This is a genomic window from Bradyrhizobium sp. STM 3809, from assembly GCF_000239795.1.
Taxonomy (GTDB): domain Bacteria; phylum Pseudomonadota; class Alphaproteobacteria; order Rhizobiales; family Xanthobacteraceae; genus Bradyrhizobium.
Window position 1 is genome coordinate 1 of sequence record NZ_CAFJ01000007.1, and the last position, 26,662, is coordinate 26,662.

The following is a 26,662-nucleotide window of genomic DNA, read 5'->3' on the forward strand; positions in this document are numbered from 1 at the left end:
AGGTCTCCGCGCGCGCCATGACGAAGCTGATCACCACGCTGCAGGGCATCGTCGGCAGCTCTCACGTGCTGACCGCGGCGGAGGATCAGGCGCCGTATCTGCGCGACTGGCTCGGCAAGTATCAGGGCGCGGCGCTCGCCGTGGTGCGCCCCGGCTCGACGGCGGAGGTCGCAGCCGTCATGGCGGCCTGCACCGGTGCGCGCGTCGCGGTCGTGCCGCAGGGCGGTCACACCAGCCTGTCCGGCGGCGCGACGCCGGATGCAAGCGGACGTGCGATCGTGCTGTCGCTGTCACGCATGAACCGGATCCGCGCGGTCGATGCGATCGGGCAGACCATCGTCGTCGATGCCGGCGTCGTCCTGGCAAAGGTGCAGGACGCCGCGCGCGAGGCGGGTCTGCTGTTTCCGCTGAGCCTGGGCTCCGAAGGCAGCTGTACCGTCGGCGGCAATCTCGCGGCCAATGCGGGCGGCGTCGCGGTGCTCCGTTATGGCGTGATGCGCGAGCTGACGCTTGGTCTCGAGGTCGTGCTGCCGGACGGCCGCGTCTGGGACGGCCTGCGTGCCTTGCGCAAGGACAACACCGGCTACGCGCTGCGCGATCTGTTCATCGGCTCGGAAGGCACGCTCGGCATCATCACCGGCGCGGTGCTGAAGCTGTTTCCTCAGCCGACGGCGCGCGCCACGGCTTTCGTCGCGGTCGCCGATGCGGCTGCTGCGCTGAAGCTGCTGCAGTCGTCCCGCACGCGCTGCGGCGACCGTCTCACCGCGTTCGAGTTCCTGACGTCGGCGACGCTGGAGATGATTCTGCGTCAGATGCCGGATGCGCGACTGCCGTTTGCCGCGATCCCAGAGGCGGCCGTCCTGATCGAGTTGAGCGACATCGGCGAGGAAGCTGCGTTGAGCGAGCGCCTCGAAGCCGCGCTGGCCGACGCCATGGCGGAGGGGCTGGTCGCCGATGCCGCCATTGCGCAGGACGGCACCCAGGCCAAGGCGTTCTGGCGGGTGCGCGAGAGCGTGTCGGAGGCGCTGGTGCGCGAGGGCAAGGCGCTCAAGCATGACATCGCGGTGCCCGTCGCGGAGATCGCCGATTTCGTCGCGGTCATGGACGCCGCGGTCGGCGCCGCGCTGCCGGGCATCCGCCCGATGGTGTTCGGCCATCTCGGCGACGGCAATCTGCACTACAATCTGATGCGCCCGCTCGCGATGACGGAAGCGGATTTCCACGGTCATGGCCCGCGCATCACGCGCCTCGTTCACGACGAGATCACCCGCCGCCGCGGCTCGATCAGCGCCGAGCACGGCATCGGCCAGCTCCGCACCTCGGAGATGCCGCTGTGCAAGCCGCCGCTCGAGCTGGAGCTGATGCGCGCGCTCAAGCGCGCGCTCGATCCGCACGGGCTGATGAATCCGGGCAAGCTGCTGCCGGGCGCGTAGTTCGGTCGATGTCGTCAGGTCCGCGTCACGTGCCGGACCTGCGCGACCGTCGCCCGCGTGCCGTCCCGGAAGAGGCTGTCGAGCGCTGTCTCGACGGCGTTCGCGAAGCGCGGATCGTTGGGCAGCTCGCGCCCGAACACCGCTGTCACCGACAGCAGCGCCGGCGCGAGCCGGCTCGCGACCGGTCCGGCCTCGTCGGCGAGCGCGCGCAGCGTTGCGGCCAGCGGATCGCGCAGCTCGATCGGCTGGCCCTGCTCGTCGGTGCCGCTGACGTAGCGCATCCATCCGGCGACGGCGAGGGCGAGGCGGGGGATCGGCAGGCCGCGCGCGAGCCGGTCGCGGATGGTGCCGAGCAGGCGCTGCGGCAGCTTCTGGGTGCCGTCCATCGCGATCTGCGCGGTGCGGTGCTTGAGCGCGGGATTGCGGAAGCGCTGCAGCAGCGCGGCGCGATAGGCCGTGACGTCGAAGCCGCCGAGCGCGGGCAAGGTCGGCGTGACCTCCTCGCGCATCATGTCCTCGACGAGGCCTGCGAGATCCGGCTCGGCCATCGCCTCGGCCACGGTCTGACAGCCCATGAGATAGCCGAGATAGGCCAGCGTCGAATGCGCGCCGTTGAGCAGCCGCAGCTTCATCAGCTCGAACGGCGCGACGTCGCGCACGAACTGCGCGCCGCTGACGTCCCAGGCCGGCCGATCGCCGCCGAAATCGTCCTCGATCACCCATTGGCTGAACGGCTCGGTGACGACGGGCCATGCATCGACGAGGCCGAGCGCGGCGCTGACCTCGGCGCGGTCGGCATCGGTGGTGGCCGGCACGATGCGGTCGACCATGGTCGAGGGGAAGCGGACGGTGTCGGAAATCCACTTGGCGAGATCCCGGTCGACCAGTTCGGCGAAGGCGATGACGAGGCCGCGCAAGGTGTGGCCATTGGCCGGGAGGTTGTCGCAGGCCAGCACGGTGTAGGGCGGCAGGCCGCGCTGGCGCCGCAGCTGCAGGCCGCCGACGATGAAGCCGAGCGTACTGCGCGGATGGCCGAGATGGCCGGCGTCGTGACGGATGTCGGGATCATCGGCGCGCAGCGCGCCGGTGGCCGGATCATGGCTGTAGCCTTTCTCGGTGACGGTCGTCGAGACGATCCGCACGGCGGGATCGGCGAGACGCGCGAGCAGGCCCGCGGGATCGTCCGGCGCGACGGCGAGGCCGGTGAGCGCGCCGATGACGCGCCGCTGCCGGCCGGCGCCATCGCTCGCCGTCACGCTGTAGAGGCCGCCTTGAGGCAGCAGCGCGGCGCTGGTGTCGGGTGAGCGCAGCGACACCCCGAGAATGCCCCAGCGCGGATCGTCCTTCAGCAGTGCATCCGTGTAGACGGCCTGATGACCCCTGTGGAAGGCGCCGAGCCCGAGATGGACGATGCCGGTCGCGACCGCCGCGCGGTCGTAATCCGGCGCGAGGATGCCGGGGGAGAGGCGGTCGAGCGTGGCGGGGCCGAGGCGATGCATGCGGGGGCCTTGAAAGTGGAGGAGCCTTGAAAGTGGAGGATCCTTGGAAGTGGAGGAGCCTTGGAAGATGAGCCGCACGTTGCGGTATTCGGTCGGATGGGGCTTGAACATGTCGAACGCCGTGGCGTAGGCGTCAAGCCTGAAGCTTTCGGTGATCAGCGGCTGCGGCTGCAGGGAGGTTGGACGAGATGGAACAGACGTGGCGCTGGTTCGGACCCGATGATCCCATCTCCCTGCCGCAAGTGCGGCAGACCGGCGCCACCGGAATCGTGACGGCGCTGCACCACATTCCCTACGGCGTGGTGTGGAGCTCCGAGGAGATCATCAGGCGCATCGGCCTGATCGAAGGCGATTCATCGCTGCGGCTGCGCTGGAGCGTCGTCGAGAGCCTGCCGGTGTCGGAGGCGATCAAGCTCGGCGAGGATGACCTCACCACGCTGTTCGAGAACTACCGGCAGTCGCTGCGCAACCTCGCCGGCTGCGGCGTCACCACCGTCTGCTACAATTTCATGCCCGTGCTGGACTGGACCCGCACCGAGCTCGCGCATCGCCTGCCGGGCGGCGCCACGGCGCTGCGCTTCGACATGGATCGCCTCGCCGCCTTCGATTGCTACATCCTGCAGCGCCCCGGCGCCGAGGCCGAGTTCTCAGCCGACGTGCTCGATCGCGCCAAGGCCTGGGTCGCGCAGGCCTCGGAATCCGACAAGGACCGGCTGCTCGCGACCATCATGGCGGGCCTGCCCGGCGCCTATGACCGCTACGACGTGCCGGGGCTGCGCCGCATGCTGGAGAAATATCGCGGCATCGGCCATGCCGAGCTGCGCGCCAATTACGCGCGCTTCCTGCGCGAGGTGGTGCCCACGGCGGAGGAATGCGGCGTCAGCCTGTGCGTGCATCCGGACGATCCGCCGCGCGACCTGTTCGGCCTGCCGCGGGTGGTGTCGTCGGGCGACGACCTGCAGTTCATCATCGATGCCGCCCCGTCCAAGGCCAACGGCATCACCTTCTGCACCGGCGCGCTCGGCGCGGGCGGCCAGAACAACGTGCCACAGCTGGCCGAGCGCTTCGCCCCGCACATCCGTTTCGTGCATCTGCGCAACGTGACGAAGATGCTCGACGGCTCCTTCATGGAGGCGGAGCATCTGCGCGGCGATGTCGACATGGTTAACGTGGTGACAACGCTGCTCAGGGAGCAGGGCCGCCGCAAGGCGGAGGGCGATCCGGACTGGCGGATCCCGTTCCGGCCCGATCACGGCCATGAGCTCGCCGATGACATCGGCCGCGGCACCCATCCCGGCTACCCGCTGGTCGGCCGGCTCAAGGGCCTCGCCGAGATCCGCGGCGTCATGATGGCCGTGGCGGCCATCAACCGCTTGCCGGTCTGATCGCGGCGTGGTCTAGGATCGGCGGATAACACAGGGAGAAACCGGCCCATGCGTGCCGTCGTCATTCACGCGCCGAGGGATCTGCGCATCGACAGCTTTCCGGATCCTGCGCCCGAAGCAGGCCAGGTCCGGGTGAAGATCGAGGCGGGCGGCATCTGCGGCTCGGATCTGCATTATTACCATCATGGCGGCTTCGGCACCGTGCGCATCAAGCAGCCGATGGCGCTGGGGCACGAGATTGCCGGCGTCGTCGCGGCGGTCGGCGCCGGCGTGACCGGCCTGTCCGAAGGCACCCGCGTCGCCGTCAATCCGAGCCTGCCGTGCGGCCAGTGCGCCTATTGCCGCGAAGGGCTGCGCAACCAGTGCCTCGACATGCGCTTCATGGGCAGCGCGATGCGCGATCCGCACGTGCAGGGCGGTTTCCGCGAATATGTCACCGTCGATGCCGCGCAGGCGGTGCCGATCGCGCCGTCGCTGTCCCTGGGCGAAGCGGCGATGGCCGAGCCGCTGTCGGTGTGCCTGCACGCCGCGCATCAGGCCGGCTCGCTGCTCGGCAAGCGCGTGCTCGTCACCGGCTGCGGCCCGATCGGCGCGCTGTCGATCCTGGTCGCGCGCTACGGTGGCGCGGCCGAGATCGTCGCGACCGACGTCGCCGAGGCGCCGCTCGCGGTGGCGCGCAAGCTCGGCGCCAGCCATGCCTTCAACGTCGGCGCCGAGCCGTCCTCGCTCGATCCCTGGCGTGCGGGCAAGGGTACTTTCGACGTGCTGTTCGAAGCCTCCGGCAACCAGGCCGCGCTGCGTGCGGCGCTCGACGTCATGAGGCCGGGCGGCGTCATCGTCCAGCTCGGGCTCGGCGGCGAGATGACCTTGCCGGTCAACACGCTGGTCACGAAGGAGCTGCAATTGCGCGGCACCTTCCGGTTCGACCGTGAGTTCGCGCTGGCGCTGCGGCTGATGGGCGAGGGACTGCTGGACGTCAAGCCGCTGATCTCGGCGACGTTGCCATTCGAGGAGGCAATTGCCGCCTTCGAACTCGCCAGCGACCGCGGCCGGTCGATGAAGGTTCATTTGACGTTTTGACGAACGGATTGGCGCCGATGAGAGTTGCCTGCATCGGAGAATGCATGGTGGAGTTCGCGCAGGAAGACGGCAGCCTGTTCCGGCGCGGCTTCGGCGGCGACACGCTCAACACGGCGCTCTATCTCTCCCGGCTCGGCGTGCCGACCTCCTACGTGACGGCGCTCGGCGATGATCCGCTGAGCGCGATGATGCTGGCGGCGTGGCGGGCCGAGGGCATCGACACCTCCGAGGTGCTGCAGGTCGAGGGCCGCGTGCCCGGCCTCTACATGATCGAGCGCGACCCCCGGGGCGAGCGCAGCTTCCTGTATTGGCGCGATCGCGCGCCGGCGCGCGAGCTGTTCGACCGCGCCGACCGCGACATGCTCGACCGGCTGTCGCGCTTCGACTGGATCTATCTCTCCGGCATCAGCCTGTCGCTGTATGGCGAGACCGGCAAGGCCAAGCTGCGCGAACTGCTCACCGTCGCTCGCAAGCGCGGCGCGCGCGTGGTGTTCGACGGCAACTACCGGCCGCGCGGCTGGGCCAGCCGCGAGGTGGCGCAGCGCGCGTTCCGCGCCATCCTGCCGCTGGTCGACATCGCGCTGCCGACGCTCGAGGACGAGCAGATGCTGTTCGGTGACGCCGATGCCTCGGTCTGTCTGCGCCGCTTCAGGGACGCGGGTGTCGGCGAGGTCGTCATCAAGCGCGGCCCGCGTGGCTGCCTGATCCATGCCGAGGGCGTGCTGGTCGACATCGCGCCGCCCGCGGTGCTGCAGCCGATCGACACCACGGCGGCAGGGGATTCCTTCAACGCCGGCTATCTGGCCGCACGGATCAAGGGCGCGCCGCCACGCAAGGCGGCGCTGGCGGGGCATCGGCTGGCCGGCGCCGTGATCATGGCGCCGGGCGCCGTGATCCCGGCGACCGCGATGCCCAGGGATATTCTGGCACTGAACGAGGCATGATGAGCACACAGGACAAGCGCGCGAAGCTCGATGCCGTCTTCGCGCTGGCGCCGGTGATTCCGGTGATCACGATCGAGGACGCTGTTCAAGCCGTGCCGCTCGCGCGCGCGCTCGTCGCCGGCGGACTTCGCGTCATCGAGATCACCTTGCGCACGCAAGCCGGCTTCGATGCCGCGCGCGCCATCATCAGCGAGGTGCCGGAGGCCAAGGTCGGTATCGGCACCGTCCTGACGCCCGCGGACTATCAGCGTGCTGCAAAGCTCGGTGCCGCGTTCGCGATCAGTCCGGGGATGTCGATCGATCTGCTCGACGCCGCCAATTCGGGCGAACTGCCGTTCGCGCCGGGCATCCAGACCCCGTCGGACCTGATCGCCTGCGTCACGCGCGGCTATGAGTTGGTGAAGTTCTTCCCCGCCGTCCCGGCCGGCGGTCTCGCCGCGCTCGACGCATTGACCGGCCCGTTTCCGAACGTGCGCTTCTGTCCGACCGGCGGCATCAATGCGGGCAACGCCGCGCAATGGCTCGCGCACAAGAAGGTCGTCGCAATCGGCGGCTCCTGGATCGCGCCCGCCGCCGACATCAAGGCCGGCGCCTGGGCCGCCATCGCGCAGCGCGCCCGCGAGGCGACCGGCCTGCGCTGAGCCGCATACAACCTCAAATTTTAATTGTGCTTGCCGCTGATTTGCGGCAGTGCTCCGATGCGTCCGGGGTCAACTTTGCACAGGCTTTCTCAAAAAGTATTACAGTCAAATAATATGACTAGTCAGCCCGGAGGTTCCGTGGAATAACGGACCCGTCAGCCGTCGAGGGCTGACGAGAACGGTGCGAAGACACCGCTGGCAAGCTGTGCCGCACCGACAACAAATACTTTTGTGGGAGAGAACGCCTGATGACCCTGAAAGCCCTTTTTGCGGCCTCGGCAACGGCCGCCTTGCTGCTTGCGACCTCCGCCAGCGCCGCTGAGCTGACCGTCGGCTTTTCGCAGATCGGATCGGAATCCGGCTGGCGCGCCGCCGAGACCTCGGTGTCGAAGTCGGAAGCCGCCAAGCGCAAGATCAACCTGAAGATCGCCGACGCCCAGCAGAAGCAGGAAAACCAGATCAAGGCGATCCGCTCCTTCATCGCGCAGGGCGTGGACGCCATCTTCCTCGCGCCGGTCGTGGCCTCGGGCTGGGACGCCGTGCTGAAGGAAGCCAAGGAAGCCAAGATCCCGGTCGTGCTGCTCGACCGCGACATCGATCCCTCCGGCAAGGACCTCTATCTGACCGCCGTCACCTCGGACAGCGTGCACGAGGGCGAGGTCGCCGGCGAGTGGCTCGCCAAGACCGTCGCCGGCAAGGCCTGCAACGTGGTCGAGCTGCAGGGCACCGTCGGCGCCAGCGTCGCCACCAACCGCAAGAAGGGCTTTGACGCCGTCGTCGCGAAGAACGCCAACCTGAAGGTGGTGCGCAGCCAGACCGGCGACTTCACCCGTGCCAAGGGCAAGGAAGTGATGGAGAGCTTCATCAAGGCGGAGAACGGCGGCAAGTCGATCTGCGCGGTCTACGCCCACAACGACGACATGATGGTCGGTGCGATCCAGGCGATGAAGGAAGCCGGCCTGAAGCCGGGCAAGGACATCCTGACCGTCTCGATCGACGCGGTGCCCGACATCTTCAAGGCGATCGCCGCCGGCGAGGCCAACGCGACCGTCGAGCTGACGCCCAACATGGCCGGCCCGGCGTTCGATGCGATCGTCGCCTACAAGGAAAAGGGCACTGTCCCGCCGAAGTGGATCCAGACCGAGTCGAAGCTCTACACGTCGGCCGACGAGCCGATGAAGGTCTACGACAGCAAGAAGGGCCTGGGTTACTGAGGCCAGCGCAATGTTCTTGCCGTCGTCCTGGCCAGGTGCGCAATTGCGCACCTGGAGCCAGGACCCATAACCACCGGCTCTAATGAGGCGCACGGTATTGGCCAAGTGCCTCAATCAACCCATCCGCGGTATGGGTCCCGGCTTTCGCCGGGACGACGAGGAAATCGCTGGCGTCCGCACGTCTTGCGGACGTCAGCTCTCCCAGAACGCCGCCGAGTAGCTCGTGTCCTTCATGTCTGATCCTTCAGCTCCGCCTGCGACGCGCCCAGCCCTGCTGGAGATCCGCGGCCTAAAAAAGAGTTTTGGCGCGTTGAAAGCGCTCGATGGCGTCGATTTCACCCTCGGCGAAGGCGAGATCCATGCACTGCTCGGCGAGAACGGTGCCGGCAAATCGACCCTGATCAAGGTGGTCACCGGCGTGTTCGCGCGCGATGCCGGCACGATCCGGCTCGCCGGCCGCGAGATTGCGCCGCGCTCGGCCAAGGACGCCGTCGATGCCGGGATCGCGACCGTCTACCAGGAAGTGAACCTGCTGCCGAATTTGTCGGTGGCGCAGAATCTCTATCTCGGCCGCCAGCCGACCCGCTTCGGCGTCGTGCGCGAAGGCGAGATGAAGCGGCGGGCGCGTGCGCTGCTGCTGGATTATGGCCTCGACATCGATGTCGGCGCACCGCTGTCGAGCTACTCGGTGGCCGTGCAGCATATCACCGCGATCGCGCGCGCGGTCGATCTCTCTGCGCGGGTCCTCATTCTTGACGAGCCGACCGCGAGCCTCGATCGCCACGAGGTCGAGATCCTCTTCAACGTGATGCGCAAGCTGGCGGATCGCGGCATCGGCATCGTCTTCGTCAGCCATTTCCTCGACCAGGTCTACGAGATCTGCGATCGCGTCACGGTGCTGCGCAACGGCCGGCTGATCGGCTCGCGCGAGATCGCCGAGCTGCCGCGGCTCGATCTGATCCGGATGATGCTGGGCCGTGAACTGGCCGAGACCACCCATGAGCGCGCGGCGAGCCAGCCCGATACGGCGCGCGAGGTCTGCGTCAGCTTCAAGAACTACGGCAAGCAGGGCTATATCGCACCGTTCGACCTCGAGCTCCGCCGCGGCGAAGTGGTCGGGCTCGCCGGCCTGCTCGGCTCCGGCCGCACCGAGACGGCGCGGCTGGTGTTCGGTGCCGAGCGCGCCGACAGCGGCGAAGCCACGATCGACGGCAAGGCGATCAAGCTGAGCTCGCCGCGCGATGGCGCCAGCCTCGGCTTCGGCTACTGCCCGGAGGAGCGCAAGACCGAAGGCATCGTCGCCGATCTCACGGTGCGTGAGAACATCGTGCTGGCGCTGCAGGCGCGACGCGGGCTGCACCGGCCGCTGTCGCGGCGCGAGCAGGACGAGATCGCGATGCGCTACATCCGCATGCTCGACATCCGCCCGCCGGATCCGGAGCGACCGATCGGGCTGCTGTCGGGCGGCAACCAGCAGAAGGCACTGCTTGCGCGCTGGCTCGCGACTTCGCCGAAGCTGCTGGTGCTCGACGAGCCCACGCGCGGCATCGACGTCGGCGCGCATGCCGAGATCATCCGTCTGGTCCGCGAGCTGTGCGAGCAGGGCCTGGCCCTGCTGGTGATCTCCTCCGAGCTCGATGAGATCGTGACCTACTCGAACCGCGTCGTCGTGCTGCGCGACCGCGCGCATGTCGAGGAGCTGAAGGGCGAGGCGGTCGAGGTCTCCAGTATCCTCGCGGCGATCGCCGCCGATACCGCGCCGGCACAAGAGGCCGCATCATGACGCTCCGCATTCCCCGCCGCGGCATGGCGCAAGCGCTGGCCCTGATCGTCATCCTGATGATCGATCGCCTGGTATCGCCGCAGTTCTTCAACCTGCATCTGCAGGATGGGCGGCTGTTCGGCAGCGTCATCGACGTGCTCAACCGCGGCACGCCGGTGGCGTTGCTGTCGCTCGGCATGGTGCTGGTGATCGCCACCGGCGGCATCGATCTCTCGGTCGGCGCGGTCATGGCGATCGCGGGCGCCACTGCGGCGAGCCTTGCCGATACTCATTCCTTGCCGGTGGTGATTGCGTCCGCGCTTGCCGTCGGCCTTGCCTGTGGATTGTGGAACGGCATCCTCGTCGCCGTGCTGCGCATTCAGCCTATCGTTGCGACACTCATCCTGATGGTCGCGGGCCGCGGAATCGCGCAGCTGATCACCGAAGGCCGCATCGTCACCTTCACCTCGCCGGACCTGGTGTGGATGGGCAACGGCGCCGTGCTCGGCCTGCCGACCCCGGTGGTGATCGCCCTGGGCATGCTGCTGCTGACGGCCGCGGTCGTGCGCGGCACCGCGCTCGGTCTCCTGATCGAGGCGACCGGCGGCAACGCCCGTGCCAGCGAGCTCTCCGGCGTCGGCACCCGCGCCATGATCCTGTCGGTCTATGTCTGGTGCGGCCTGTGCGCGTCGCTTGCCGGCGTCATTGCCGCCGCCGACATCATGGGTGCGGACGCTAACAATGCCGGCCTCTGGCTCGAGCTCGACGCCATCCTCGCGGTCGTGATCGGCGGCACCTCGCTGTTCGGCGGCCGCTTCAGTCTCGTTCTGGCGGTGGCCGGCGCGCTGATCATCCAGGCCATGAACACCGGCATTCTCCTGTCGGGCTATCCGCCGGAGCTCAATCTGCTGGTCAAGGCCGTCGTCGTGCTGGCCGTGCTGCTGGCGCAGTCGCCGCGGCTCGGCGATCTCTCGCGCTTCACCGCGCGCTGGCGGAGGACGAAGTGATGAAGGCCTCGACCTCGGTTGCGATCACCGCCGTCGTGCTGGTCGCGGGCTTCGCGCTGTGCGCGCTGCAATTCCCGAACATCGCCTCGACCCGCGTCGTCGCCAATCTGCTCACCGACAACGCCTTCCTCGGCATCGTCGCAGCAGGCATGACCTTCGTCATCATCTCCGGCGGCATCGACCTCTCGGTCGGCTCGGTGATCGGCTTCACCACGGTGTTCACGGCGCTGGCGGTCGAGCGCTGGGGCATTCCGCCGTTCGCCGCCTTCGCATTGGTGCTCGTGCTCTGCGCGCTGTTCGGCGCAGCGATGGGGGCTGTCATCCACGTCTTCGAGCTGCCGCCCTTCATCGTGACGCTGGCCGGCATGTTCCTGGCGCGCGGCGTCAGTTTCCTGCTCTCGACCGAGTCGATCCCGATCACCGCGCCGATCTACAGCGCCGTTTCGGATTTTGCGATCAAATTGCCCGGCGGCGGGCGCCTCACGGCGATCGCGATCGCCATGCTGGTGATCCTGGTGCTCTGCGCGCTGCTGCTGCACCTGACGCGGTTCGGCGCCAACGTCTATGCGCTCGGTGGCAGCCGGGCGGCGACCGCGCTGATGGGCATCCCGGTCGGGCCGATGACGATCCGCATCTATATGCTGTCCAGCGTGCTCGCGGGCCTCGCCGGCATCGTCTTCTCCTTCTATACCGCGGCCGGCTATTCGCTGTCGGCGGTCGGCGTCGAGCTCGATACCATCGCGGCGGTCGTGATCGGCGGAACCTTGTTGACGGGCGGGCAGGGCTCCGTCATCGGCACCTTCCTTGGCGTCCTGATCCAGGGCATGATCCAGACCTACATCAACTTCGACGGCACGCTGTCGAGCTGGTGGACCAAGATCGCCACGGGGGTTCTGTTGTTCGTCTTCATTGCGCTGCAGCAAGGTCTGATGGCGCTCGCGCGCCGCTCGTCGCTCAAACCCGCAGGGACCAGGCCTGTGGCGGCCAAGCCTGCGGGGGCGCCGACATGACGTCGCCGCATCTCGTCTCGATTCCGACCCGGCGCGCGCACTCCAACCATGCCGAGGTCGCCCGCAGCATCGGCATCGACATCATCTCGGGCCGCCTCGGCGAAGGGGCGCGGCTGCCGGGCGATGCGGAGCTGACGGCGACGTTCGGCGTCTCCCGGCCGGTGCTGCGCGAGAGCGTCAAGACGCTAGTCGCGAAGGGCCTGCTTTCAACCAAGGCGCGCGTCGGCACGGTCGTGCGCGAGCGTTCGGCGTGGAACATGTTCGATCCGGACGTGCTGGCGTGGCATCTCGACGCGGGCATCGACAAACGCTTCCTCGCCGACCTCGCCGAAATTCGCCTCGCGATCGAGCCGCGCGCCGCCGCGCTCGCGGCCGAACGCCGCAGTGCGGACGACGTCGCCGCGATGCGCAAGGCGATGGCGCTGATGGAGCGCGAGCCGTCGACCTCGGTGGCCTTCGCCGAAGCCGATCTGGCCCTGCACATCGCGGTCGCCAACGCTTCCGGCAATCCCTTCATGCGCTCGATCGGCGCTGTCATCGAAGCGGCGCTGCGCGCCTCCTTCGTCCTCAGCGCACCGGTCGAGACCGCCGATCGCGACACCGTGCTGGTCTGGCACCAGCGCATCATCGATGCGATCGCCGACGGTAATCCCGAGGGCGCCTCGGAGGCCATGATCGAAGTCATCTACAACGGCCGGCGGCGTCATGCGCAGTCGGCTGCACGAACGGACCAGGAATGAGCAACGACACATCAGACAGAAAGCTGCGCAGCCAGGCGTGGTTCGGCCGCCAGGACAAGATGGGCTTCTACTATCGCTCATTCCTGAAGAACAGCGGCACGCCGCAGGACCGCTTCGAGGGCCGTCCGGTGATCGGCATCTGCAACACCTGGTCGGAGCTGACGCCGTGCAACGCGCATTTCCGCGTCATCGCCGAGCACGTCCGCCAGGGCGTGCTCGACGCAGGCGGCTATCCGTTGGAATTCCCGGTCTCCTCGCTCGGCGAGGTGACGATGCGCCCGACAGCGATGCTGTTCCGCAACCTCGCCTCGATGGATGTCGAGGAGGCGATCCGCGCGCATCCGCTCGACGGCGTCGTGCTGCTGATGGGCTGCGACAAGACCACGCCGGCGCTCTTGATGGGCGCGGCCTCGGCTGATCTCCCGGCGATCGGCGTCTCCGGCGGTCCGCAGCTGCGCGGCGTCTATCGCGGCCAGATCATCGGCTCCGGCACCAACATCATCTCGATGAGTGAGCAGCTGCGCGCTGGCGAGATCACCTTGAAGGAGTTTCATGAGGCCGAGGCCGGCATGAACCGCTCGGCCGGCAGCTGCATGACCATGGGCACGGCTTCGACGATGGCCTCGATGGTCGAGGCGCTCGGCATCGGCCTTCCTGAGAATGCCGCGATCCCCGCCGCCGACGCGCGCCGCAATCTGCTCGCGCGCATGGCCGGCCGCCGCATCGTCGAGATGGTCCACGAGGATCTCAAGCCGTCCGACATTCTCACCCGTCAGGCGTTCGAGAACGCGATCCGCACGCTGGCGGCGATCGGCGGATCGACCAATGCGGTGGTGCATCTGCTCGCCATCGCTGGCCGTGTCGGCGTCGAGCTGACGCTCGATGATTTCGACCGCCTGTGCCGCGACGTGCATTGCCTGGTCGACCTGATGCCGTCGGGCCGCTTCCTGATGGAGGACTTCTACTACGCCGGCGGCCTCCCGGCCGTGCTGCGCGCGCTCGGCGAGCGCGGCCTGCTGCACAAGGACGCGCGCACCGTCAACGGCAGGACCTTGTGGGACAACGTCGCGGAGGCGCCGAACTACAACGCCGAGGTGATCACGCCGTTCGAGACGCCGTTCAAGACGGAAGCCGGCATCGCCATCCTCACCGGCAACCTCGCGCCGAACGGCGCGGTCATCAAGCCGTCGGCGGCCTCGCCGGAGCTGATGAACCACACAGGACGCGCGGTCGTGTTCGAGAGCGTCGAGGAGATGCACGATGCGGTCGATGACGACAGTCTCGACATCGACGCCTCCTGCATCATGGTGCTGAAGAATTGCGGCCCGAAGGGCTATCCGGGCATGGCCGAGGTCGGCAACATGCCGCTGCCCGCGAAGGTGTTGCGCCAGGGCGTGCGCGACATGATCCGTATTTCCGATGCGCGCATGTCCGGCACGGCCTACGGCACCGTGGTGCTGCATGTCGCTCCCGAGGCCACCGTCGGCGGGCCGCTGGCGCTGGTGAAGAACGGCGACATGATCACGCTCGACGTTCCCGGCCGCAAGCTGCATCTGCATGTCAGCGACGAGGAGCTGGCGGCGCGCCGCGCCGCGTGGGCGCCGCCGAAGCCGCATGCCGACCGCGGCTATCAGAAGCTCTATATCGACCACGTGCTGCAGGCCGATCGCGGCGTGGATTTCGACTTCCTGGTCGGCCGCACCGGCTCGCCGGTGCCGCGCGACAATCACTAAGAGGTGCCCATGACCGCTTCATCCAGAAAGCACTACAAGGGCGTCTTCCCGGTCGCGCCGACCATCTTCGACGCCGACGGGCGCCTCGACCTCGAAGGCCAGAAGCGCGCGATCGACTTCATGATCGATGCCGGCTCGCACGGCATCTGCATCCTCGCCAATTTCTCCGAGCAGTTCGTGCTGACCGACGACGAGCGCGATCTGGTCATGACGACGGTGCTGGAGCATGTCGCGGGCCGCGTGCCGGTGATCGTCACGACCACGCATTTCTCGACCTTCGTCTGCGCCGAGCGCTCGCGCCGCGCGCAGGACAAGGGCGCCGCGATGGTCATGGTGATGCCGCCCTATCACGGCGCGACCTTCCGCGTGCCCGAGAGCTCGATCTACGACTTCTATCGCGGCGTGTCGGATGCGATCTCGATTCCGATCATGGTGCAGGACGCCCCCGTGGCGGGCACGCCGCTGTCGGTGCCGCTGCTGGCCCGCATGGCCAAGGAGATCGAGAATCTCGCCTACTTCAAGATCGAGGTGCCGCGCGCCGCCGACAAGCTGCGCGCGCTGATCGAGGCGGGTGGAGCTTCCATCGAGGGTCCGTGGGACGGCGAGGAGGCGATCACCCTGATGGCCGATCTCGACGCCGGCGCCACCGGCGCGATGACCGGCGGCGGCTATCCCGACGGTATCAGAAAGATCATCGATCCCTATTTCGCAGGTGATCGCGACGCTGCGGCTGCCGCCTATGAGCGCTGGCTGCCGCTGATCAACTACGAGAACCGGCAGTGCGGGCTTGCGACCTGCAAGATCCTGATGAAGGAGGGCGGCGTGATCAAGCACGACACCCTTCGCAGCCCGCAGCCGCCGATCCACCCGGCCACCCAAAAGGGCCTGATCGAGATCGCGCGCCGGCTCGATCCGCTCGTGCTGCGCTGGGGACGCTGAGCCATGAGCGAGCTTCGTGTCGCCATCGTCGGCTTCGGCAAGATCGCCAGGGACCAGCACGTGCCGGCGATCGCCGCCACCGAGGGCGTGACCCTGACGGCGGTGGCGAGCCGCAACGCCTCGCTGCCGGGCCTGCCGCATTTCGGCTCGATCGAGGAGCTGCTGCGCGACGGGCCGGAGATCGACGCCGTCTCGCTGTGCACGCCGCCGCAGGTGCGCCGCGCCCAGGCGCTGGTCGCGCTCGAGGCCGGCAAGCATGTCATGCTCGAGAAGCCGCCAGGCGCTGCCGTCAGCGAGCTCGATCCGCTGGTCGCCCTCGCTGCCAAGAAGCAGCGTACGCTGTTCGCGACCTGGCATTCACGCTACGCGCCGGCTGTCGAACCTGCGCGGGAGTGGCTGGCGTCGCGCGAAATCCGCAGCGTGCGGATCGACTGGAAGGAGGACGTTCGCGTCTGGCATCCGGGACAGGCCTGGATCTGGCAGCCGGGCGGGCTCGGCGTGTTCGATCCGGGCATCAACGCGCTGTCGATCCTGACCCGCATCCTGCCCGAGCCGGTGTTCGTGACCGAGGCCGAGCTGTCGTTCCCGTCCAACTGCCAGGCGCCGATCGCAGCCAATCTGTCGATGTCCACGGCGAGCGATCTGCCGATCGCGGCCGAGTTCGACTTCCGCCAGACCGGACCGCAGAGCTGGGACATCCGCATCGAGACCGACGCCGGCCAGCTCAAGCTGTCCCTGGGCGGCGCGCGCATGGCTGCCGACGATCAGGTGATGGTCGACGAGAAGGAGCGCGAGTATCCCGGTCTCTATCGGCGCTTCGTCGAGCTGACGAAAACGGGTGCTAGTGACGTCGACCTGGCGCCGCTGCGGCTGGTAGCCGACGCCTTCCTGCTCGGCCGCCGCACCATCGTCGAGCCGTTCGAGGACTGAAGCCATGGCGGAGGCTCATATCACCAGGGACGTGTTTGGCAGCCTGCCGGACGGCCGCGAGGTCGAGCGTGTCACCCTGCGCGGCGCCAACGGTTTCGAAGCGCGGATCATCACCTTCGGCGCGGCGCTGCAGGCGCTGCTGGTGCCGGATGCGAACGGTGTCGTCGACGATGTCGTGCTCGGCCATGACGACCTCTTGAGCTACGTCAAGCTGCGGAAGTTTTTCGGCGCGACCGTCGGACGCTACGCCAACCGGATCGCCAAGGCGCGCTTTTCGCTCGACGGTCAGGAGATCCGCCTCGACGCCAACAATGGCCCCAACGCCCTGCACGGCGGTCCCGACGGCTTCGACCGCAAGCTCTGGCAGATCGTCGCGACGGACGAGGGCGCCCAGCCCTCGGTCACGATGCTCTATGTCAGCCCCGACGGCGAGGCCAACTATCCGGGGCGTCTCGATGTCCGTGTCACCTATCAGCTGACCGGACCGACGGAGCTGGCCATCAGCTTCAGCGCCCGGACGACGCGGACGACGGTTGTCAACCTGACCAACCACAGCTTCTTCAATCTCGACGGTCTGTCCGCCGGCACCGACATTCTCGATCACCGCCTGACCCTCGCGGCGGACCACTACCTCGCGATCGACGAGACCGCGATCCCGCTGGAGGGACCGCCGCAATCCGTCGACGGCACGCCGTTCGACTTCCGCGAGGCGCACCCGATCGGCGCGCGCATCCGCGCCGACGACGCCCAGATCAAGTGCGGCCGCGGCTATGACCATAATTTCTGCCTGCGTTCCGGCGAAGGCGTCCGCCTGGCGGCGCGGGTCTGGTCGCCACGTTCCGGGCGGGTCATGCACCTGCTCACGGATCAGCCCGGCTTGCAGGTCTATTCCGGCAACTACATCGATGCGACCGTGAGCGGCAAGGGACGCGTGTATCGTCAGTCCGACGCGCTCTGCCTCGAGCCCCAGGTCTGGCCGGACAGCCCCAACCGTCCGGATTTCCCGAGCGCGCGCCTGGAGCCCGACGACGTCTATAAGCACGAGACCGTGTATCGCTTCTCGACGGCCGGAGCCTCCACATGATGGAGCAGGTGCTGGCCACCGTGCTCTGCGCCGAGCGTTGTCATCTGGGCGAGGGGCCGACCTATGATCCTCGCACCGATACGGCTTGGTGGTTCGATATCCGCGAGGGCCTGCTGTTCGAGGCCGTGATCGGCACCGGCGAGGTGCGCCGTCACGCCCTTGGCAGGATGGCGAGCGCGCTTGGCCGCATCGATGCCCACAGTCAGCTCATCGTGGCCGAGGACGGGCTTTACATCCGCACCGTCGCCGACGGGACGCTGTCGCTGTACTTGCCGCTCGAAGCCGACAATCCGGCGACGCGGTCGAACGACTCGCGCGTGCATCCCTCCGGGACGTTCTGGATCGGCACCATGGGCCGCAAGGCCGAACGCGGGCTCGGCGCGATCTATGCGCTGCATCGGGGCGAGATCGTCCGGCTGTTCCCAAACATCACCATTCCCAACGCGATCTGCTTTTCTCCGGACGGGGCGACCGGCTATTTCGCGGATACCGACGACAACGTGCTCTATCGCGTGGGGCTCGATCCGCAGACCGGGCTGCCACGTGGCGCGCCGGAGGTGCTGTTGCGCCATAGCGGTGTCGGCGGCCTCGACGGCGCCGTCGTCGATGCCGAGGGGCGGATCTGGAACGCGCGCTGGGGCAGCGGTTGTGTCGACGTCTACAGCCCGCAGGGCGAGCATCTGCGCTGCATTTCGGTTCCGGCCAGCCAAGCGAGCTGCCCGGCCTTCGTCGGCGAGGGCCTGTCACGTCTCCTGGTCACGTCGGCCTGGCAGGACATGGACGCGGCGGCCAGGGCCGCCGACCCTGGCCACGGCCAGACCTTCCTTCTGGACGTCGGCGCCCGCGGTCGCGCGGAGCCCGACGTCCTGCTGTCGATCTGAGAGGAGGAACAATCAAGTCGAGCGTCGTTCAGCCTAACAGCTATCTGGTATCAAGATACGCAATCGCGTATTCCTATTTCAAATCTGAAAATCCAAGAGGGAGTGAAGCATGCTGAATTTCAAGACCATCATGGCCGCCGCCTTGGCCGGCCTCGGCGCGATCGCGCTGTCCAGCGCCGCCATGGCCCAGAGCAAGGGGACCGTCGGCATCGCGATGCCGACCAAGTCGTCGGCGCGCTGGATCGACGACGGCAACAACATCGTCAAGGTGCTGAAGGATCGCGGCTACGCCACCGACCTGCAATATGCCGAGGACGACATCCCGAACCAGCTCTCGCAGATCGAGAACATGGTGACCAAGGGCGCCAAGGTGCTGGTCATCGCCGCGATCGACGGCACCACGCTGTCGGACGTGCTGAAGCAGGCCAAGGCCAAGGGCATCACCGTGATCGCCTATGACCGCCTGATCCGCGACACGCCGAACCTCGACTACTACGCGACGTTCGACAACTTCCAGGTCGGCGTGCTGCAGGCGCAGTCGATCGTCGACAAGCTCGGGCTCAAGGACGGCAAGGGTCCGTTCAACATCGAGCTGTTCGGCGGCTCGCCGGACGACAACAACGCGTACTTCTTCTACAACGGCGCGATGTCGGTGCTGCAGCCCTATCTCGACTCCGGCAAGCTCGTGATCGGCTCCGGCCAGAAGGGCATGGACAAGGTCGCGACCCTGCGCTGGGACGGCGCCACCGCCCAGGCCCGCATGGACAACCTGCTCAGCGCCTTCTACGGCAAGAAGCGCGTCGATGCGGTGCTGTCGCCGTATGACGGCCTGTCGATCGGCATCATCTCCTCGCTGAAGGGCGTGGGCTACGGCAGCGCCGACCAGCCGATGCCGGTGATCTCGGGCCAGGACGCCGAGGTGCCCTCGATCAAGGCGATGCTGCGCGGCGACCAGTACTCGACCATCTTCAAGGACACCCGCGATCTCGCCAAGGTGACCGCCGACATGGTCGATGCCGCGCTGGCCGGCAAGGAAGTCCCGGTCAACGACACCAAGACCTACAACAACGGCGTCAAGGTGGTTCCGTCCTACCTGCTCAAGCCGGTCGTGGTCGACAAGAGCAACTGGGAAAAGGTCCTGATCGACAGCGGCTACTACAAGAAGTCGCAGTTCCAGTGATCCTGGTCTAGGACTCGAACATCCCTCTCCCTGGCTTCCGGGGAGAGGGTTATCTTCTTGAAGCTCGCGCGGCGGGGGCGGGCCGGCGTCATGAACAGAGACGCGTCATGAACAGAGACACGAGACGATGACCGCAATCCTGGAAATGCGCAACGTCAGCAAGAGCTTCGGCAACGTGCAGGCCCTGCGCGACGTCAGCTTCACCGTCGAGCCGGGCGAGATCCACGCCCTGGTGGGCGAGAACGGCGCCGGCAAGTCGACGCTGATGAAGGTGCTGAGCGGCGTCTATCCGCATGGCCGCTACGAGGGCCAGATCATCTTCGAGGGCGAGGAGCGAAAGTTCCGCGACATCAATGATTCCGAGGCGCTCGGCATCATCATCATTCACCAGGAGCTGGCGCTGATCCCGCTGATGTCGATCGCGGAGAACATCTTCCTGTCGCACGCGCCGTCCCGCTTCGGCGTCATCGATCGCGACGAGGTCTACCGCCGGACGCAGCAACTCTTGGCGCAAGTCGGCCTGAAGGAATCGCCGGACACGCTGATCACCGATCTCGGCGTCGGCAAGCAGCAGCTGGTCGAGATCGCCAAGGCGCTGTCGAAGCGTGTCAAGCTCCTCATCCTGGACGAGCCGACCGCCAGCCTCAACGAGGCCGACAGCGCCGCGCTGCTCGATCGCCTCGTCGCCTTCCGTGAGCAGGGCATCTCGTCGATCCTGATCACCCACAAGCTCAACGAGGTGGCCCGCGTCGCCGACCGCATCACCGTGCTGCGCGACGGTCGCAGCGTCGACGGCATCGACTGCCGCGCCGAGCCGGTGCTGGAGGACCGGATCATCAAGAGCATGGTCAACCGCGACATGGCGCACCGCTTTCCCGAGCGCCAGCCGAAGATCGGCGAGCCGGTGTTCACGGTCGAGAACTGGACGGTGTTCCATCCGCAGCACCCGGACCGCCGGGTCATCAAGAACGTGGACTTCCAGGTGCGCCGCGGGGAGATCGTCGGCATTGCCGGGCTGATGGGTGCCGGCCGCACCGAATTCGCCATGAGCCTGTTCGGCCGCTCCTGGGGCGTCAACATCTCTGGCCGCGCGCGGCTCGAAGGCCACGATGTCAACCTTACCAGCGTGCCCGCCGCGATCGATGCCGGCCTCGCCTATGTCACCGAGGACCGCAAGCAGCTCGGCCTGATCCTGGCCGACGACGTCCGCAAGAACATCACCCTCGCCAGCTTGGCCCAGGTCGCGCCGAAGGGCGTGATCGACGACATCGCCGAGCTCAAGGCCGCCTCCGGCTACCGCGGCCGCATGCGCATCCGCTGCTCGGACGTCTATCAGGAGGCCGGCCAGCTGTCCGGCGGCAACCAGCAGAAGGTCGTGCTGTCGAAATGGCTGATGACCGATCCCAAGGTGTTGATCCTGGACGAGCCGACCCGGGGCATCGACGTCGGCGCCAAATATGAGATCTACTGTATCATCCAGGAGCTTGCGGACGCCGGCCGGGGTGTGGTGGTGATCTCGTCGGAAATGCCCGAACTGCTCGGAATCTGCGACCGGATCTGCGTCATGAATGACGGCGCCTTCGTCGGCGAGTTCGCAGGCCCGGATGCCACGCAGGAAAAGATCATGCGCGCCATCATGCGCAACGAAGCCATTACGAACCAGGAGACGGCCGCGTAAGCGGCCGGGAGGACGCCAGACATGACCGACAAGACGGTTTCGCTCCCGGAGGAGAAGCCCCATAGCGGCTTCCTGAAGAACAATCTGCGCAGCTACGGCATGCTGATGTCGCTATTCGTCATCATGCTGTTCTTCCAGATCATGACCGACGGCACTTTGCTGCAGCCGCTCAACCTCACCAATCTGGTGCTGCAGAACAGCTACATCGTCATCATGGCGCTGGGCATGCTGCTGGTGATCGTCACGGGGCATATCGACCTGTCGGTCGGCTCGGTCGCCGGCTTCGTCGGCGCCGTCGCGGCCGTGCTGATGGTGCGCTACCACGTCGACTTTCCGCTCGCCATCATCGCCTGCCTGATCGTCGGCGCCGCGATCGGCGCGGCCCAGGGCTATTGGGTGGCCTATTTCGGCATTCCCTCCTTCATCGTCACCTTGGCCGGCATGCTCGTGTTCAAGGGCCTGGCGCTGGCGCTGCTGCAGGGACAGTCGGTCGGCCCGTTCCCATCCACGTTCCAGAAGCTCTCATCCGGCTTCATTCCTGAGCTGTTTCCGAGCGCCGGCCATCTCAATCCGACGTCGCTCGCGATCGGCGCGGTGCTGACGCTCATCCTGGTCTATGCCAGCGTGAAGGGGCGCGCCCGCGAGGTCGAGCACGGCATCGAAGTCGAGCCGTTCGGCGTCTTCGCCGCCAAGAACGTCGTGCTGGCCGGCGTGCTGATGTACTTCACCTACCTGATCGCCTCGCATCGCGGCCTGCCCAACGTGCTCGTCATCATGACCGCGCTGATCGCGCTGTATGGCTTCATGACGCGCCGCACCGTGGTCGGCCGGCAGATCTACGCCGTCGGCGGCAACGCGAAAGCGGCCAAGCTGTCGGGCATCAAGACCGAGCGGCTGGTGTTCCTGACCTTCGTGAACATGGGCGTGCTGGCGGCGCTGGCCGGCCTGATCTTTGCGGCGCGTCTGAATACTGCAACGCCGAAGGCCGGCCTTGGATTCGAGCTCGACGTCATCGCGGCCTGCTTCATCGGCGGCGCTTCGGCCTATGGCGGCGTCGGCCGCGTCGGCGGTGCCGTGATCGGCGCCATGATCATGGGCGTGATGAACAACGGCATGTCCATCCTCGGCATCGGCATCGACTATCAGCAGGTCATCAAGGGCCTGGTGCTGCTCGGCGCCGTCTGCATCGACGTCTACAATCAGCGTCGATAACCATCTCGGGTTCCTGCCGGCGGCGCCAGCCCGCCGCTCGGCAGGGCGCTGCGGCGCCCGTCGGCCATTGCGCGCAGCGGGCGCGTTCCTGCCAGCCGAGGCCCCGGCCACTCACTGAAGCGAGTACAGGGGCGCCGCGCCTCGTCAATACGCCCGCCTGGTGCTCGGCACCGTAGTCTTGCGGGCGCTCAGTCCATCACTGGACAGCAACTCCCTTAACGATCGCATTGCTATCAGTCTTGGCGAAATCGCCGAGTTGATAAGCCACGTTCCATGACGTCCTCGCCCACTAGCCGGCAGAACGCCGTTCCCGACGCCGAAGATCGCCACAGGCGCCGATCTCGGCCGCATGATTCCGGCACGCAACGCACGCTTCGCCAGATTCAGTTGAGATTGCTTTGCAGCTGACCGCGACCGCCATCCAGCCGCAGGCACGCCAAGGTAGAGCAGCCGTAATATTACGGTTCTAATCTTTAACAGTCCAACAATCGCTTTCCACACAATTTGAATGAGTTAGTGCGGGACGCGAAAGTTCCGCCGAAAGCAACAAAAGCCAGATTTGCTCGCCGCGTCTTCGGCGCTGCGTGCGGAGTTTGGAGATTTCGAGAATGACGGACGCGATGATGACACTGGATTCAGGCGCCGCGGACGAGTTGCAGATCGCTCCTCATGTACTTCCGCAAATGCTCGATCTGACCCAAGCCGGGAAGCTGCGCGATGAGATGATCCAGCTCGCGAACGCCGGCGACGTCCTGCTCGATGCGAGCGGCGTGGAGCGGATGTCGACGCCCTGCGTCCAGATCCTGCTCGCCGCGGGCCGCGGCGCACAAGCAGCCAGCAGGTCGTTCAGGATCGTGCAGGCATCGGAGCTGTTCAGGACGGCCATCGCCGACCTGGGCCTTCGCAACGAGTTTGAAAATTGGATGGCATGACATGACCAAGCGAATTCTGGCAGTCGACGACTCGAAGACCATGCGCGACATGGTGACCTTCACCTTGAAGAAGGCCGGCTTCGATGTGGCGGAGGCCGAGGACGGCAAGGCGGCACTCAACGTGCTGACGGGCGGCAAGTTCGATCTGATCATCACCGATCTGAACATGCCGAACATGGACGGCATTTCGCTGATCAAGAACGTGCGGTCCGGCAGCCAGCACCGCGCCGTGCCGATCCTGATCCTGACGACCGAGAGCGACGGGACCAAGAAGGCCGATGGCAAGGCCGCCGGGGCGACTGGCTGGCTCGTCAAGCCGTTCAACCCAGAGCAACTGATCGCGACCGTCAACCGGGTATGCCCGTGACATCAGACAGCGAAGCATATCCGGTCGCGCAGTTCCGCAAGACCTATTTCGAAGAATGCGCCGAGCTGATGGACGCGTTGCAGTCCAATCTCGAGCTCCTGGCCAATGGCCAGGAGGACGACGAGACGCTGCACGCGATCTTCCGGTCGGTCCATTCCGTCAAGGGCGGTGCCGGTGCCTTCGGCTGCACGGATCTGGTGGCGTTCTCGCATACGTTCGAGAGTCTGCTCGATGCGCTGCGCGACCACAAGATTCCCGCGACGCACGAAATCAAGCAATTGCTCCTGCGCGCCAGCGATGCGCTCGCGGACATCGTGAATGCGGCGCGGCTCGAGCAGCAGCTGCCGCCGAATTTCGCCGCCGACATCAGCGCGGCGATGCGCGATACCCTGCAGGGAGCGGGGCAGTCCGCCGACGTCTCATCTGCGCCCGCGACAGCGGATGCGAAAACCCTCACCGAGCAGACCTACCGCATCAGGTTTCGGCCGCACACGGAGATGCTGAGGAAGGCCAACGAGCCGCTGCTGCTGATCCGGCAACTGGGCAAGCTGGGGTCGCTGCGCACCGAAGTCGACAGCTCGAGCCTGCCTCCGCTCGATTCGCTGGACCCCGAGGCGGCCTATCTCAACTGGACCTTCACGCTCGATACCGCGGTGCCGCGTTCGGCGATCCAGGACGTTTTCGAGTTCGTCGAGGACGATTGCGATCTCGAGATTGAATCATCCGAGCCCGCCAGGCTGCCGGCCGAGACCGCGACGAGCGATGCGACGGGCGCCAGCGACACCTCCGGTACGGTCGCGGCGACGGTCGCCGCCGTCGGCGCGGCGCAGTCGATCCGCGTCGACGTCGACAAGGTCGACCGGCTGGTCAACCTCGTCGGTGAGCTCGTGATCAGCCAGGCGATGCTGACCGAGCAGGGGCTCGGACTTCCGGCCGACAAATATCCGGAGCTGATCCAGGGCATCGAGGCGCTGGCGCAGAGCGCGCGCGAGCTGCAGGAAAGCGTGATGGCGATCCGCGCCCAGCCGGTCAAATCGGTGTTCGCGCGGATGCCGAGGATCGTGCGGGAGCTCGCCGCCACGCTGGGCAAGGAGGTGCGCATCGTCACCTCCGGCGAGATGACCGAGATCGACAAGACGGTGATCGAGCAGCTCAACGATCCGCTCACGCACATGATCCGCAACGCGCTCGATCACGGCATCGAATCGCCCGTCGAGCGCATCGCTGCCGGAAAGGTCCGGCAGGGGACGATCCACCTCTCCGCCGCGCAGCGCAGCGGCCGCATCGTCATCGAGGTGTCGGACGACGGCCGCGGCATCAACAAGGAGAAGATCCTCGCCAAGGCCAAGGCGCGCGGCCTGGTTCCGGCCGGCGCCAATCTGACCGACGATGAAATCAACGAGTTGATCTTCCTGCCGGCCTTCTCGACGGCCGAGGTCGTCTCGAACATCTCGGGGCGCGGCGTCGGCATGGACGTGGTCAAGCGCAACGTTCAGGCGCTGGGCGGACGGATCTCGGTCCGGTCGCGCTTCGGCCAGGGCTCGGCGTTCACGCTCTCGCTGCCGCTCACGCTCGCGGTCGTCGACGGCATGGTGGTCTCTGTCGGCCGCGAGACGTTCATCATTCCGCTCGTTGCCATCGTCGAGAACCTGCGGCCGCAGACCGCCGACATTCATCCGGTGGTCGGCCGCGGTCACGTGCTCGCGCTGCGTGGCGAATATCTCCCGCTCGTCTATTTGCATCGGCTGTTTTCGATCAGCGACGCCATCGGCGACCCCTGCCGCGGGATCGTGATCATCGTCCAGAGCGAGAGCGCCGGCCGCGTCGGGATCGTCGTCGACGAGCTGCTGGGCCAGCAGCAGGTCGTCGTGAAGAGCCTCGAGGCCAATTATGAGCCGGTCGACGGCATCAGCGGCGCGACCATTCTCGGCAACGGCCGGGTCGCGCTGATCCTGGATGTCGCCCGGCTGCACGAGATCGACGTCCGCGGCACGGCGATGAGATTGCCTCCGCCGGACGCTCCCACCCCAACCGAAAAGGACATGACCCATGCAGCCTGACAACAAGCCGGCCGTGCAATTCGGCCAGGACGTGGCGGTCAGTGAGAACGTGCAGCAGTTCATCACCTTCACGCTGGGTGAGGAGGAGTACGGCATCGACATCATGGTCGTCCGCGAGATCAAGGGGTGGACCGAGACGACCATGATCCCGAACGCGCCGCCGCATGTTCGCGGCGTCATCAACCTGCGAGGCATCATCGTCCCGATCTTCGATCTCCGCGCCAGGTTCGGCACCGGCGTGACGGTGCCGACCAACATGCATGTGGTGATCATCGTCGCGGCCGGCACGCGCACGGTCGGCCTGCTGGTCGACACCGTGTCCGACATCATCTCCGTCGATCCCAAGGAGATCCGTGACGTGCCGGATATGGGCATGCCGACGGAGGATCAGTTCCTGGAAGGTCTGGTCGCGATCCAGGACCGGATGGTGACGCTGGTGTCGCTGTCGGGCCTGTTCGGAATGCCGACCGAGTCAATCAAGCGTACAGCGGCCGTTGCCGCCTGAACTCATCACAAGCCACATTTGCGAGATCGTCATGAGCGACACTTACGAGGACAACATCATGCAGGACTTCACGACCGACGGTGCGCCGGGCGAAGACAACGCATCGAAGACCAAGGCCCGATCGCGCAGCAGCCGCCCGCGGCCGGCGGCCGCCAAGGCGCCCGAGGCGTCGGGTGCGACGCGGGACCTGCAGGCCCAGGTGGCAGCCATGAACCGCTCGCAAGCCGTCATCACCTTCGGGCTGGACGGCACGATCCTCGATGCCAACGAGAATTTCCTGAACGCGCTGGGCTACACCCTTGCCGAGATCAAGGGCCATCACCACTCGATGTTCGTCGATCCGGCCTATCGCCAGAGCCATGAATACCGGATGTTCTGGGACAAGCTCGGCCGTGGCGAGTTTGACGCCGGGCAGTACAAGCGGATCGGCAAGGGCGGCAAGGAGA

Annotated in this window: 24 protein-coding genes; 23 read left to right on the forward strand and 1 reads right to left on the reverse strand. The window is 66.8% G+C overall.

Annotated features, from left to right (window positions below; genetic code table 11):
• Positions 1-17 precede the first annotated feature (17 nt).
• Positions 18-1,433 (forward strand): FAD-binding oxidoreductase, encoded by a 1,416-nt coding sequence (locus BRAS3809_RS00390; protein WP_035654751.1) that lies wholly within the window; start codon positions 18-20, stop codon positions 1,431-1,433.
• A 14-nt stretch (positions 1,434-1,447) separates the two neighbouring features.
• On the opposite strand, the gene BRAS3809_RS00395 is transcribed toward BRAS3809_RS00390, so the two are convergent.
• Complete coding sequence (locus BRAS3809_RS00395) at positions 1,448-2,932, reverse strand: mannitol dehydrogenase family protein (protein WP_008960117.1); 1,485 nt, start codon at positions 2,930-2,932, stop codon at positions 1,448-1,450.
• Between the two features lie 188 nt (positions 2,933-3,120).
• Between BRAS3809_RS00395 and uxuA the strand changes: the two genes are divergently transcribed.
• The 22 genes from uxuA to BRAS3809_RS00505 form a co-directional block, all read left to right on the forward strand.
• Positions 3,121-4,317: a mannonate dehydratase gene (gene uxuA / locus BRAS3809_RS00400; protein WP_008960118.1), complete on the forward strand. Its 1,197-nt coding sequence runs from the start codon at positions 3,121-3,123 to the stop codon at positions 4,315-4,317.
• 48 nt (positions 4,318-4,365) lie between these two features.
• Complete coding sequence (locus BRAS3809_RS00405; protein WP_008960119.1) at positions 4,366-5,397, forward strand: L-idonate 5-dehydrogenase; 1,032 nt, start codon at positions 4,366-4,368, stop codon at positions 5,395-5,397.
• Positions 5,398-5,444: 47 nt separating this feature from the next.
• Positions 5,445-6,341: a sugar kinase gene (locus BRAS3809_RS00410; protein ID WP_008960120.1), complete on the forward strand. Its 897-nt coding sequence runs from the start codon at positions 5,445-5,447 to the stop codon at positions 6,339-6,341.
• On the forward strand, positions 6,338-6,982 hold the full coding sequence (gene eda, locus BRAS3809_RS00415) for a bifunctional 4-hydroxy-2-oxoglutarate aldolase/2-dehydro-3-deoxy-phosphogluconate aldolase (RefSeq protein WP_008960121.1): 645 nt from the start codon (positions 6,338-6,340) through the stop codon (positions 6,980-6,982). The genes BRAS3809_RS00410 and eda overlap by 4 nt, the downstream gene beginning before the upstream one ends.
• Before the next feature lie 248 nt (positions 6,983-7,230).
• Positions 7,231-8,196: a galactofuranose ABC transporter, galactofuranose-binding protein YtfQ gene (ytfQ, locus tag BRAS3809_RS00420; RefSeq protein WP_035654745.1), complete on the forward strand. Its 966-nt coding sequence runs from the start codon at positions 7,231-7,233 to the stop codon at positions 8,194-8,196.
• Positions 8,197-8,428: 232 nt separating this feature from the next.
• On the forward strand, positions 8,429-9,979 hold the full coding sequence (locus tag BRAS3809_RS00425; protein ID WP_008960123.1) for a sugar ABC transporter ATP-binding protein: 1,551 nt from the start codon (positions 8,429-8,431) through the stop codon (positions 9,977-9,979).
• Positions 9,976-10,965, forward strand: coding sequence for an ABC transporter permease (locus BRAS3809_RS00430; protein WP_008960124.1), 990 nt, complete (start codon positions 9,976-9,978; stop codon positions 10,963-10,965). Before BRAS3809_RS00425 ends, BRAS3809_RS00430 begins: the two co-directional genes overlap by 4 nt.
• Positions 10,965-11,975, forward strand: a complete 1,011-nt coding sequence (gene yjfF / locus BRAS3809_RS00435) for a galactofuranose ABC transporter, permease protein YjfF (RefSeq protein WP_008960125.1) — start codon at positions 10,965-10,967, stop codon at positions 11,973-11,975. The genes BRAS3809_RS00430 and yjfF overlap by 1 nt, the downstream gene beginning before the upstream one ends.
• Positions 11,972-12,715 carry a FadR/GntR family transcriptional regulator gene (locus BRAS3809_RS00440; protein WP_008960126.1) on the forward strand — a complete coding sequence of 248 codons (744 nt, stop codon included), beginning with the start codon at positions 11,972-11,974 and terminating at the stop codon, positions 12,713-12,715. Before yjfF ends, BRAS3809_RS00440 begins: the two co-directional genes overlap by 4 nt.
• On the forward strand, positions 12,712-14,448 hold the full coding sequence (locus tag BRAS3809_RS00445; protein WP_035654747.1) for an IlvD/Edd family dehydratase: 1,737 nt from the start codon (positions 12,712-12,714) through the stop codon (positions 14,446-14,448). The genes BRAS3809_RS00440 and BRAS3809_RS00445 overlap by 4 nt, the downstream gene beginning before the upstream one ends.
• 9 nt (positions 14,449-14,457) lie before the next feature.
• The gene (locus BRAS3809_RS00450; RefSeq protein WP_008960128.1) at positions 14,458-15,387 is read left to right on the forward strand and encodes a dihydrodipicolinate synthase family protein; all 930 of its coding nucleotides are present in this window, start codon (positions 14,458-14,460) and stop codon (positions 15,385-15,387) included.
• A gap of 3 nt (positions 15,388-15,390) precedes the next feature.
• On the forward strand, positions 15,391-16,317 hold the full coding sequence (locus BRAS3809_RS00455; RefSeq protein ID WP_008960129.1) for a Gfo/Idh/MocA family protein: 927 nt from the start codon (positions 15,391-15,393) through the stop codon (positions 16,315-16,317).
• 4 nt (positions 16,318-16,321) lie between these two features.
• Positions 16,322-17,401 carry an aldose epimerase family protein gene (locus BRAS3809_RS00460; RefSeq protein ID WP_008960130.1) on the forward strand — a complete coding sequence of 360 codons (1,080 nt, stop codon included), beginning with the start codon at positions 16,322-16,324 and terminating at the stop codon, positions 17,399-17,401.
• Positions 17,401-18,282, forward strand: a complete 882-nt coding sequence (locus tag BRAS3809_RS00465; protein WP_008960131.1) for an SMP-30/gluconolactonase/LRE family protein — start codon at positions 17,401-17,403, stop codon at positions 18,280-18,282. Before BRAS3809_RS00460 ends, BRAS3809_RS00465 begins: the two co-directional genes overlap by 1 nt.
• Before the next feature lie 109 nt (positions 18,283-18,391).
• Positions 18,392-19,462, forward strand: a complete 1,071-nt coding sequence (gene chvE, locus BRAS3809_RS00470) for a multiple monosaccharide ABC transporter substrate-binding protein (RefSeq protein WP_008960132.1) — start codon at positions 18,392-18,394, stop codon at positions 19,460-19,462.
• A gap of 127 nt (positions 19,463-19,589) precedes the next feature.
• Positions 19,590-21,140: a multiple monosaccharide ABC transporter ATP-binding protein gene (mmsA, locus tag BRAS3809_RS00475; protein ID WP_008960133.1), complete on the forward strand. Its 1,551-nt coding sequence runs from the start codon at positions 19,590-19,592 to the stop codon at positions 21,138-21,140.
• 21 nt (positions 21,141-21,161) lie between these two features.
• Positions 21,162-22,352 (forward strand): multiple monosaccharide ABC transporter permease, encoded by a 1,191-nt coding sequence (mmsB, locus tag BRAS3809_RS00480; protein WP_008960134.1) that lies wholly within the window; start codon positions 21,162-21,164, stop codon positions 22,350-22,352.
• A gap of 608 nt (positions 22,353-22,960) precedes the next feature.
• On the forward strand, positions 22,961-23,284 hold the full coding sequence (locus BRAS3809_RS00485; RefSeq protein ID WP_008960135.1) for an STAS domain-containing protein: 324 nt from the start codon (positions 22,961-22,963) through the stop codon (positions 23,282-23,284).
• Position 23,285: 1 nt separating this feature from the next.
• Positions 23,286-23,651, forward strand: coding sequence for a response regulator (locus BRAS3809_RS00490; RefSeq protein ID WP_008960136.1), 366 nt, complete (start codon positions 23,286-23,288; stop codon positions 23,649-23,651).
• A complete protein-coding gene (locus tag BRAS3809_RS00495; protein ID WP_008960137.1) occupies positions 23,642-25,711 on the forward strand; it encodes a chemotaxis protein CheA in 2,070 nt (689 codons plus the stop codon). The genes BRAS3809_RS00490 and BRAS3809_RS00495 overlap by 10 nt, the downstream gene beginning before the upstream one ends.
• Positions 25,701-26,216: a chemotaxis protein CheW gene (locus BRAS3809_RS00500; RefSeq protein ID WP_008960138.1), complete on the forward strand. Its 516-nt coding sequence runs from the start codon at positions 25,701-25,703 to the stop codon at positions 26,214-26,216. The genes BRAS3809_RS00495 and BRAS3809_RS00500 overlap by 11 nt, the downstream gene beginning before the upstream one ends.
• 58 nt (positions 26,217-26,274) lie before the next feature.
• Positions 26,275-26,662: PAS domain S-box protein (locus tag BRAS3809_RS00505; protein WP_139017280.1), on the forward strand; the 388-nt coding region annotated here is incomplete at its 3' end.